This is a genomic window from Streptomyces sp. M-16 (genome assembly GCF_052114405.1).
Classification (GTDB): domain Bacteria; phylum Actinomycetota; class Actinomycetes; order Streptomycetales; family Streptomycetaceae; genus Streptomyces.
In genome coordinates this window covers 1-9,393 of record NZ_JBFRER010000188.1, presented here as the reverse complement: position 1 = coordinate 9,393, position 9,393 = coordinate 1, and the positions used below count along the sequence as shown (strand labels likewise).

General features: G+C 75.1%; 11 protein-coding genes and 1 pseudogene. 6 read left to right on the top strand and 6 right to left on the bottom strand.

Translation table 11 applies throughout. The annotated features are described in order from the left end of the window. Together AB4039_RS40015 and AB4039_RS40010 are read left to right on the top strand one after the other, a co-directional pair. Positions 1-345 (top strand): annotated as a pseudogene (locus AB4039_RS40015) (ABC transporter); the annotation flags it as partial. A 35-nt stretch (positions 346-380) separates the two neighbouring features. Then, positions 381-572 (top strand): hypothetical protein, encoded by a 192-nt coding sequence (locus tag AB4039_RS40010; RefSeq protein ID WP_266843281.1) that lies wholly within the window; start codon positions 381-383, stop codon positions 570-572. A gap of 4 nt (positions 573-576) precedes the next feature. Here AB4039_RS40010 and AB4039_RS40005 read toward each other — a convergent pair whose 3' ends face one another. The 3 genes from AB4039_RS40005 to zapE all read right to left on the bottom strand — a co-directional run bounded on the left by AB4039_RS40005 (position 577) and on the right by zapE (position 3,172). Further along, positions 577-1,467: a polysaccharide deacetylase family protein gene (locus tag AB4039_RS40005; protein ID WP_266843283.1), complete on the bottom strand. Its 891-nt coding sequence runs from the start codon at positions 1,465-1,467 to the stop codon at positions 577-579. Between the two features lie 108 nt (positions 1,468-1,575). Beyond that, positions 1,576-2,001, bottom strand: a complete 426-nt coding sequence (locus AB4039_RS40000; RefSeq protein ID WP_266843285.1) for an OsmC family protein — start codon at positions 1,999-2,001, stop codon at positions 1,576-1,578. A 61-nt stretch (positions 2,002-2,062) separates the two neighbouring features. Then, on the bottom strand, positions 2,063-3,172 hold the full coding sequence (gene zapE / locus AB4039_RS39995) for a cell division protein ZapE (protein ID WP_266843286.1): 1,110 nt from the start codon (positions 3,170-3,172) through the stop codon (positions 2,063-2,065). A gap of 36 nt (positions 3,173-3,208) precedes the next feature. Here zapE and AB4039_RS39990 point away from each other — a divergent pair, with 36 nt between their 5' ends. From AB4039_RS39990 to msrB, 4 genes are all read left to right on the top strand, one after another. Then, positions 3,209-3,994 (top strand): pyrimidine reductase family protein, encoded by a 786-nt coding sequence (locus AB4039_RS39990; RefSeq protein ID WP_266843288.1) that lies wholly within the window; start codon positions 3,209-3,211, stop codon positions 3,992-3,994. Between the two features lie 131 nt (positions 3,995-4,125). Further along, positions 4,126-4,611, top strand: coding sequence for an indole-3-glycerol phosphate synthase (locus AB4039_RS39985; RefSeq protein ID WP_266844115.1), 486 nt, complete (start codon positions 4,126-4,128; stop codon positions 4,609-4,611). 50 nt (positions 4,612-4,661) lie between these two features. Further along, positions 4,662-6,056, top strand: coding sequence for a UDP-N-acetylmuramate--L-alanine ligase (gene murC, locus AB4039_RS39980; RefSeq protein WP_266843289.1), 1,395 nt, complete (start codon positions 4,662-4,664; stop codon positions 6,054-6,056). A 15-nt stretch (positions 6,057-6,071) separates the two neighbouring features. After that, positions 6,072-6,479, top strand: a complete 408-nt coding sequence (gene msrB / locus AB4039_RS39975; RefSeq protein ID WP_266843290.1) for a peptide-methionine (R)-S-oxide reductase MsrB — start codon at positions 6,072-6,074, stop codon at positions 6,477-6,479. 64 nt (positions 6,480-6,543) lie between these two features. Here the strand turns inward: msrB and AB4039_RS39970 are convergent, their stop codons facing one another. The 3 genes from AB4039_RS39970 to AB4039_RS39960 all read right to left on the bottom strand — a co-directional run. Beyond that, complete coding sequence (locus AB4039_RS39970; protein WP_266843291.1) at positions 6,544-7,452, bottom strand: NAD-dependent epimerase/dehydratase family protein; 909 nt, start codon at positions 7,450-7,452, stop codon at positions 6,544-6,546. Beyond that, positions 7,449-8,561: a cytochrome P450 gene (locus AB4039_RS39965; protein WP_266843292.1), complete on the bottom strand. Its 1,113-nt coding sequence runs from the start codon at positions 8,559-8,561 to the stop codon at positions 7,449-7,451. The genes AB4039_RS39970 and AB4039_RS39965 overlap by 4 nt, the downstream gene beginning before the upstream one ends. Continuing rightward, positions 8,558-9,393 (bottom strand): glycosyltransferase family 2 protein (locus tag AB4039_RS39960; RefSeq protein WP_442273082.1); only part of this gene is annotated, 836 nt, incomplete at its 5' end. The genes AB4039_RS39960 and AB4039_RS39965, both read right to left, overlap by 4 nt.

The window sequence follows — 9,393 nt, the reverse complement described above, 5'->3', positions numbered from 1 at the left end:
GGCTACGCCCTGCTGTGCGGCGGGCCCGGCGGGAAGCCCCCCGCCGCCACCGCCGCCGCCGGGGCGGTCGCCGTCCTGGTGTGCGCCCTGACGGGGGCGGCCGTCGGGGCGCTGTGCAGCCGGCCGCTGGTCCGGGGGCGCGGCCTCGCGGTGCTCGCGGGCGGCCTCGGCTCCCTGCTGGCCTGGGTGGCGGTGGTCTCCCCGGCCCGCAGCGCGGTGTCCGCCCTGGTCGGGGCCGCCCGCACCGACGGCGTGCCGCTCCCGCTGGGCTCCCTGGCCGCGGCGCTGCTCCTCGCGGCGGCGGCGGGCGCGCTGGCCTGCCTCGTCAGCGCACGGCGGGAGTAGGCCGCTCCGTCCCTCCGCCGCGTACGCTCGGGGGTATGGACCAGCCGCAGCAGGATCCGTCGTACTGCCCCGCCCCCGCCGCGCCCGCCGCACGGGTAGCGGGGCCGCCGTACGCCGACTGCCCGGAGTGCGGCGAGCCCACCGAGTACGGGGTCGCGACCCCGGGCGTGGTGCTGTGCCCGGTGTGCGAGTGGCAGGAGGCGCAGCGCACCGCCTGCTCCGGATGAACCGTCACTTCCCCATCAGCTCGGACACCTTCACGAAGCGGTACCCCCGTTTGCGCAGCTCCGGGACGATCTTCCGGATGGCCTCCTCGGTGACGGGGGCCGCGCTGCGGGTGCAGTGCATGACCACCACCGAGCCGGGCTTGACCCCGGCCAGGACCTCTTCGGCCACCGCGTCGGGGTCCTTCGCGAAGGCGTCGCCGCTGACCACGTCCCACTGCACGGCGGTCACCTTGGCGGGTGCCAGGGCCCGCAGCGCCCGGTCGTCGTAGCAGCCGCCCGGGAAGCGGAAGTAGGGCACCGTGTTGACGGCGCCCGCCTTCCTGAACGCCGCGAAGGCCTGCTCCACGTCCGACCGGGCGGCGTCGCCGTCGAGGGCGGGGAGGCCGTAGCAGGGGGACTTGAAGGCGTGGTGGCTGTACGAGTGGTTCGCAATCTCGAAGGTGGGGTCGGTGCCGATGGACTTCGCCTGGTCCGGGTACTCCTCCGCCCAGCGGCCCGTCATGAAGACGGTCGAGGGGACCTGGAGCCGGCGCAGGGTGGCGATCAGCTCCGGGTTGTCGAAGTGTTCCCCGGACGCGGCCCGCGGCCCCTGGTCCGAGGTCATGTCGGCGTCGAAGGTGAGGGCCACGGCCTTGTCGGCGCGCTGGCGCGTGCGCTCGAAGACGGGCGTCAGGCCGTTCGGCCCGGGGGCCAGGGTCGGAGCCCGGCCCGGGGCGCCGGGCAGCGGGGACGCGGGTGCGGAGGGGGAGGCGGGCGCGGCCGTCGGGCCGGACGCCGCGTGGGTGCCCATGCGGGCCTGGCCGCCGTCCGGCGGCGTGCCGGCGCCGCCCCCACATCCCGCGAGGGCGGCGCTGAGCGCGGCCACGGCCGCCACTTTGCGTACAGAAAGGGTCACGTACGCAAAATATATGACTATGTGGCAATCGGACGTTTGCGGCAGGGCCGGACGTCACACCACCGGGCCCCCGTGGGGACGGCGCGGGGGCCCGGTGACGGGCGCGGATCAGACGAGCTCGGCGCTCAGGGTGATCGTGGTGCCGGTCAGCGCCTGGCTGACCGGGCAGTTCTTCTTGGCGTCCTCGGCGGCGGCGGCGAAGCCCTCGGCGTCCAGACCGGGCACCTCGGCGCGCACGGTCAGGTGGATGCCGGTGATGCCCTCACCGGGCTGGAAGGTGACGTCCGCCTTGGTCTCCACCCGGGTGGGAGGGGTACCGGCACCGTCGAGGCCGTGCGAGAGCGCCATCGAGTAGCAGCTGGAGTGGGCGGCGGCGATCAGCTCTTCCGGGCTGGTCTTGCCGTTCGCGGCCTCGGCGCGCGAGGGCCAGGAGACCTCGAACGAGCCCCGGCCCGAGGAGTCGAGGGAGACGGTGCCGGCACCCTTGAGCAGGTTGCCTTCCCAGACGGTGTGGGACGAGCGCGTGGTGGCCATGGTGGATCCCTTCGAAGGTATGGAAACAGCCGGGCCGCCAGAGCGCCCGGCCGTGCCAAACCTACTGCGACACCAGGGGTTTCGCGTCGCGGGCGAGCGCGGTGAGCCGCGATATGGCTCGGAAGTACTTCTTCCGATAACCGCCGTTGAGCATTTCTTCACTGAACAGCCGGTCGAAGGGCACCCCGGAGGCCAGGACCGGCACCTCGCGGTCGTACAGCCGGTCGGCGAGCACCACCAGGCGCAGCGCCGTCGACTGGTCCGGGACCGGGCCGACATCGGTCAGGCAGACGGCCGCTATGCCGTCGGTGAGGGCCCCGTAACGGCTCGGGTGGACCTTGGCCAGGTGCTCCAGCAGGCCCGGGAAGTCGTCGAGGCTCGCGCCCGGGGTCCCGTACGCGGCCTTCGCCACCTGCTCGTCGGTGAACGGCGCCGGGGCCTCGGGCAGGCCGCGGTGGCGGTAGTCCTGGCCGTCGATCCGCAGCGGCCGGAAGTGCGCCGAGAGCCCCTGGATCTCGCGCAGGAAGTCGGCGGCGGCGAAGCGGCCCTCGCCGAGCTTGCCGGGCAGGGTGTTGGAGGTGGCGGCCAGGGCCACGCCCTGCTCGACCAGCCGGCTCAGCAGGGAGGAGACGAGCACGGTGTCGCCCGGGTCGTCCAGCTCGAACTCGTCGATGCACAGCAGCCGGTGCCCGCCCAGGGTCTGCACGGTCTGCTGGAAGCCGAGCGCGCCGACCAGGTTGGTGAGCTCCACGAAGGTGCCGAACGCCTTGAGCGCGGGCTCGGCCGGGGTGGCGTGCCAGAGGGAGGCGAGCAGGTGGGTCTTGCCGACGCCGTAGCCGCCGTCGAGGTAGACCCCGCGCGGGCCCGGGGCGGGCGCGGCGGGCTTCTTCGAGAACCAGCGCCGCTTGCCGGCGCCGGTGGCGTGGGCCCCGCCCAGGCCGGCGGCGAAGCCGCTGAGGACGGTGACGGCCTCGGCCTGGCTGGGCTGGGCCGGGTCCGGGTCGTAGGTGTCGAAGCGCACCGAGTCGAAGCGCGGGGGCGGCACCATCTCGGCCACCAGCCGTTCGGCGGGCACCCGCGGTTCGCGGGCGCACAGGGCCAGCGGGCCCGCGTCGGCTATCGGGGGCTGCCCGGACAGGGCAGATCCGGAGGTCGAGAGTGAAGTTGACACAGCCCTTAACTCTACGCGGCGTGTCAGACTGCACCGATGCGACGCCTGCTCCCTGTGACCGATCAGACATCCGCCCCGTCCTCCCCGGACCTGGCCGACCGCGAGTGGTCGCTGGACGAGCTCGCGGACGCCTACGCCTATCCGGAGCTCGCCCCCGGCGCGCACTGGCTGCGGGCGAACATGGTCGCCACGCTGGACGGGGCCGCTCAGCACGACGGGCGCTCGCAGCCGATCTCCGGCGAGAGCGACATGCGGATCTTCGGCACCCTGCGGGCCCTGGCCGATGTGGTGGTCGTCGGCGCGGAAACGGTTCGCCAGGAGGGTTACCGCCCGGCCCGCGCCCGGGAGGCCTTCGCGGCCCGCCGCGAGGCCGCCGGCCAGGGTCCCGCCCCYGCCATCGCCGTGGTCACCGCGAGCCTGGACCTGGACTTCACCCTGCCCCTGTTCACCTCCCCCCTCGTGCCCACCCTGGTGGTCACCGGGGCCGCCGCGCCCGCCGACCGGGTGGCCGCGGCCACCGCCGCCGGGGCCGAGGTCGTCGTCGCGGGCGAGGGGGCGGGCGCGGACCCCGCCCGGACCGTACGGGAACTGGCCGCGCGGGGGCTGCGCCGCCAGCTGACCGAGGGCGGGCCCCGGCTGCTGGGGCAGTTCATCGCCGCCGACGCGCTGGACGAGCTGTGCCTGACGATCTCCCCGACCCTCACGGCGGGCGGTGCCCAGCGGATCGCGGGCGGGCCCTCCGTCACGGTTCCGCACCGGCTCGCGCCCGCCGTCGTACTGGAAGAGGCCGGGTTCCTGTTCACGAGCTACCGTCGGATCTGAACAAGGGGCGGAATTTGTCGTTCCGCTTAGCTTCCGCTGGGCACATACCTGGGCACATGTATCTGCGCAAGGCCCCGCGCGACTGCGGGGCAGGATGGTTTCCGCAGGGGCCGGCCGACCGGCCCCGGCCCATGAAGGAGAGGGCGTCCGTGTTCACGAGCGTATTGATGATCGAGCAGCCGCTGACCACGGTGGACGTGGACTTCGTCACCACCCTGCACGGAGACGACCAGGTCTCCTTCGTCGTCCTCATGCAACCCAGGGGTGACCAGGACCGACTGCTCCGCGCCATCGACGACGTAGCGCTCGGCGAGCTTCCCGAAGCCCTCCACGAAGGCGAGGAGCCCGGGGGTGAGGCCGCCCGGGGCCCTGCCGCGCAGGCCCTCGAACACTCCCTGGCGGCCCTGCGCAGGAAGGGCGCGAAGGCCGTCGGGCAGATCATCGAGAACCACCCCCTCGACCACCTCAAGAGCGTCGTCGACGAGACGGCGGCCGACGAGGTGATCGTCCTGACCGCTCCGCACTTCGTCGAGGAGTTCTTCCACCGGGACTGGGCCTCCCGGGCACGGCACAAGGTCGGGGTTCCGGTGCTCAAGCTCTTCGCCCACAACGAATAGGCTGGGGCGGCACAGCCCCACCGCACCCACTCGATCCTGGAGCGACCTGAATGAAGCCCGGCCTGCCGACCGCGATGGAACGGCCCCACTTCATCGGCATCGGCGGCGCCGGCATGTCCGGCATCGCGAAGATCCTCGCGCAGCGCGGCGCGCAGGTGGCCGGCAGCGACTCCCGTGACTCCGAGACCGCCCAGGCGTTGCGCGCCCACGGCGCCACGGTCCACATCGGGCACGCCGCCGGCCACCTCGCCGACGACACCACCTGCGTGGTCGTCTCCAGCGCCATCCGCTCCGACAACCCGGAGCTGACCCGCGCCGCCGAGCTGGGCATCCCCGTCGTGCACCGCTCGGACGCCCTCGCCTCGCTGATGGACGGCCTGCGCCCCATCGCCGTCGCCGGCACGCACGGCAAGACCACCACCACCTCGATGCTGGCGGTCTCCCTCTCGGCGCTGGGCCTCGACCCCTCCTACGCCATCGGCGGCGACCTGGACGCCCCCGGCTCCAACGCCCACCACGGCGAGGGCGGCATCTTCGTGGCCGAGGCGGACGAGAGCGACCGCAGCTTCCACAAGTACGCGCCCGAGGTCGCGATCATCCTCAACGCGGAGCTCGACCACCACGCGAACTACGCGTCGATGGAGGAGATCTACGAGTCGTTCGAGACCTTCGTCTCCAAGATCGTCCCCGGCGGCACCCTGGTCGTCGCCCACAGCCAGGACGGCGCCGCCGAGATCGCCCGCCGCGTCGCGGGCACGCAGGGCCTCACGGTCGTCACGTACGGCGAGGAGGACGGCGCCGACGTCCGCATCACCAAGATCACGCCGCGCGGCCTGACCAGCGAGGTCACCGTCCTGCTCCAGGACCGGATGCTCACCTTCACCGTCTCGGTGCCCGGCCGCCACTACGCGCACAACGCCGTCGCGGCCCTCGCCGCCGGTGTCGCCCTCGGCATCCCGGCGCACAACCTGGCCTCCGCCCTCGGCAAGTACACCGGCGTCAAGCGCCGCCTCCAGCTCAAGGGCGAGGCGGCCGGCGTGCAGGTCATCGACTCCTACGCGCACCACCCGACCGAGATGAACGCCGACCTGGAAGCCATCCGCGGCGCCGCCGGGGACTCCCGCATCCTGGTCGTCTTCCAGCCGCACCTCTTCTCCCGCACCCAGGAGCTGGGCAAGGAGATGGGCCAGGCCCTCGCACTGGCCGACGCCTCCCTGGTCCTCGACATCTACCCGGCCCGCGAGGACCCGATCCCCGGCATCACCAGCGAGATCATCATCGCCGCGGCCCGCGCCGCCGGCGCCGACGTCACCGCCGAGCACTCCAAGGAGGCCGTCGCCGACGTGATCGCGGGAATGGCCAAGCCCGGTGATCTCGTTCTGACCATGGGCGCGGGCGACGTCACCGATCTGGGACCCCGGATCCTCGCCCGGCTGTCGAACTGAGGGAGCGGGAACGTCATGGCGTACGAGGTCCAGAAGACGGACGAGCAGTGGCAGGCCGAGCTGACCCCGTCCGAGTACCAGGTGCTGCGCCTCGCCGGCACCGAGCCGGCCTTCCGCGGTGAGTACACCGACACCAAGACGGAGGGCGTCTACTCCTGTCGCGCCTGCGACGCCGAACTCTTCCGCTCGACGGAGAAGTTCGACTCGCACTGCGGCTGGCCGTCCTTCTTCGACCCGAAGGACACCGAGGCCGTCGAACTGATCGCCGACACCTCGCACGGCATGGTCCGCACCGAGGTCCGCTGCGCGAAGTGCGGCTCCCACCTGGGACACGTCTTCGACGGTGAGGGCTACCCGACCCCCACCGACCAGCGGTACTGCATCAACAGCATCTCCCTGAGGCTCACCCCGACCGAGGGCTGAGCCCCAGCCCCCCAGCCCCCGGCCCCCCACACCCGGTCGCACGCGCACCCGGGTGCGGGCCGGTTCAGCCGGGGAGGGAGCCGAGGTGGTCCGCCAGGGTGCGGGTCGGGGACCAGCCCCGGGAGCGGGCCCTGGTCAGGTCCAGGACCACCGGGTGGGACAGCTGGTCCACCGCGTAGCGGCTCAGGGCGGGCTCGGAGCCGGTCAGGCGGGACACCGCCTCCGCCGCCCCGGCCGCCGTACGGGCCAGCGGGAGCGGCAGGTGCCGGATCCGGGCCCGTACCCCGTGGGCCCGCAGCACCGCGCCGACGGCCGCGTCCCGGCCGTACGGCCGCGCGTCCGCCACGTTGTAGGCGCCCGGGGTCCAGCCCGCCGCCGCCAGGCAGGCGTCCGCCAGGTTCTGCACCGCCGTCAGGCTCAGCCGTACGTCCGGACCCGGCAGCAGCAGCGTCCCCGCGCGGACCCGGGACAGCAGCCGGGGCAGCAGCTGGGTGTCGCCCGGCCCGTAGACCGCCCTCGGCCGCAGCACCACCGCACCCCCGGCCAGGGCCAGTGCCTCGCCCGCCGCCTTGGTCCGGCCGTAGGCGTTCAGCTGGCCCTCCCGCGGATGGTCCTCGGTCACCAGCTCCCGCGCCCGGCGCGGGTCGTACACGCTGGCGCTGCTCACCCACACCACCGGCCGCCCCGCCGCCGCCCGCAGCAGCCGCGCCGTGCCGTCCACGTTCACCGCCCGCATCGCCGCCTCCGCACGCGAACCCGGCGCCGGGTCGCCGACGGCCGCCGCGCAGTGCACCACGAAGTCCGCCCCGGCCAGGTCCGGCACCGTACGCGCCGCGTCCCAGAAGCGGTGTTCCCCCACCGGACCCGGCCGCCGCCCCACGCACACCACCGAGGCCCCCGCCGCGGCCGCCGCCCGGGCCACCCACCCGCCACAGAAACCGCTCGCCCCCGTCACCGCCACGCGCGGCCTCACGCTCCCGCCCCCACCGTCAGCGAACGCCACCCCGGCAGCGCCGCCCGCCGGTCCACCCGGGCCCCGGTCACCACCGGCCGGTACGGGGCCAGCGCCTCCAGTACGTCACCCAGCAGCACCTCGGCCAGCCGGGCCCCGGGACAGGCGTGCGACCCCGCCCCGAACACCAGCCGCGCCACCCCCGGCCCGGCCGGGTCCCGCCCGTCGGGATCCCTCCGGTGCGCCCCCGCCGCGTGCCGGGCCACCAGGACGAGGCGGTCCCCGGCCCGCACCGGGCAGCCCCCGACCGTCCCGGCCGCCGCCGCGACCCGGGGCAGCACCGGCGAGGCCGCCGTCACCCGCAGCAGCTCCTCCACCAGCCGCGGCCGCAGCTCCGCGTCGGCGGCCTGCTCCCACAGCCCCGCGTCCGCGCACCAGGCGACCGCCCGCGGCAGCGCCGCCACCGTGGTGTTCACCGCCGCCACCGCCACCATCGCGGGCAGCGCCTCCTCCCCGCGGCCCAGCAGCAGCCGAAGCCGACGGGCCGCCCGCGCCGCGGCGGCCCGCGCCCCGGGCCGGCGCGGACCCGGCAGATGGCTGCGCACCGACGCCGCCGCGGCCCGCGCGGCGGCCTCCGCGAGCACGCGCGGCTCGGCCCGCACCTCCAGCAGCCCGCACACCACCGACCCGGCCAGCTCCCGCGCCAGCGCCACCACGTCCACCTCGCCGCCCCGGGACAGCGGAGCGAGCCCCCGTACCAGCGACGGCCCCCACTCCCCGCGCAGCCGCGCCACCCCGGCCGCGCCGAGCCGCTCCGCGAGGGCCCGCCGGTCCGCCCGGTGCCCGCCGCCCTCCTGGTCGAACAGCACGCCCCCGGCCCCGCCGCCCAGCGCCGAGCGTGCGGCGCCGCCCGTGGTGCCGGCCGCCGTCCGGTCCAGCGGCAGCCGGGTCAGCGCCTCCCGGTAGGCGTCCGCGTCGTGCACCAGCAGCGTCCCGCCGAGCCGGCGCACCGCCCGCCCGCGCGTGGCCGCGAGCAGCCCGAACAGCAGGGGATGGCCGCGCAGGTAGACCTTGCGGTCCCGGCGCCGGGCCTTGGCATGGGCGTGGGCGTGGGCGTTCACAGCACTCACCGGACGTGGACCTCTTCCGTGTCGACGGGCCGGTAGCGCCGGTCCCAGTACCAGAGCAGGGTGCGCCGGGCACCCCAGGAACGCAGCCGTCGCAGGCTGCTCCGCACCACCAGGTGCTCGACGCGCACCACGCGCCCGCTGTGCTCCCGCGCCCGGTTGAGCAGGGTGACGTCCTCCGACCCCTCCTCCAGCCGCTCCCGCGGGGCCCCGCCGCAGCGCAGGTACAGCGCGGCGGTGATGCCGAGGTTGTGGCCGTGGCACAGCACGTACGGGGCCCGGAACCGGGCACCGCGGTGCGCGGCACGGCAGCGCCCGTACAGCGCGGACAGCCGGACCAGCGCGGGCAGCAACCGCACCTCGGCGAAGGTGGGCCGCTCGTCGTCGCGCGGCACGCTCCGCCCGCACAGCAGCTCGGCGCCGCGCCCGAACTCCGTCCGGGCGACGGCCGTCCAGTCCCGGGCCGGCAGACAGTCCGCGTCCGTACGCAGCAACAGGCGCGCCCCGGCCCGCACGGCGTACCGGAAACCGGTGTCGGCGGCGGTCCCGGCCCCCGGCTCGGGCTCGGGGACCAGCTCGACGGGGAAGGGCGCCGAGCGCGCGAACTCCCGTACCACCTCGGCCGTCGCGTCGGTGGAGGCGTTGTCGACCACCACCAGCGCGAACGCCCTGTCCTGCTGCGCGGCGAGCGCGGCCAGCGTGCCCGGCAGCGAGGCGGCCTCGTTGTAGGCGGGCACGACCACCCACAGGTCGGGCGTGCCCGGTTCCCGCCCCGGGGCCGCGTGCCCGCCCCGCCCGTGCGCCGCGCCGCCCCGCCCCGGGGCCCCGCTCATGC

Excerpts from the sequence above, each read along its gene's own strand:
- AB4039_RS40010 (WP_266843281.1), top strand. The coding sequence starts at position 381 with ATGGACCAGCCGCAGCAGGATCCGTCGTACTGCCCCGCCCCCGCCGCG.
- murC (WP_266843289.1), top strand. The coding sequence starts at position 4,662 with ATGAAGCCCGGCCTGCCGACCGCGATGGAACGGCCCCACTTCATCGGC.
- AB4039_RS40000 (WP_266843285.1), bottom strand. The coding sequence starts at position 2,001 with ATGGCCACCACGCGCTCGTCCCACACCGTCTGGGAAGGCAACCTGCTC.
- msrB (WP_266843290.1), top strand. The coding sequence starts at position 6,072 with ATGGCGTACGAGGTCCAGAAGACGGACGAGCAGTGGCAGGCCGAGCTG.
- AB4039_RS39985 (WP_266844115.1), top strand. The coding sequence starts at position 4,126 with ATGAAGGAGAGGGCGTCCGTGTTCACGAGCGTATTGATGATCGAGCAG.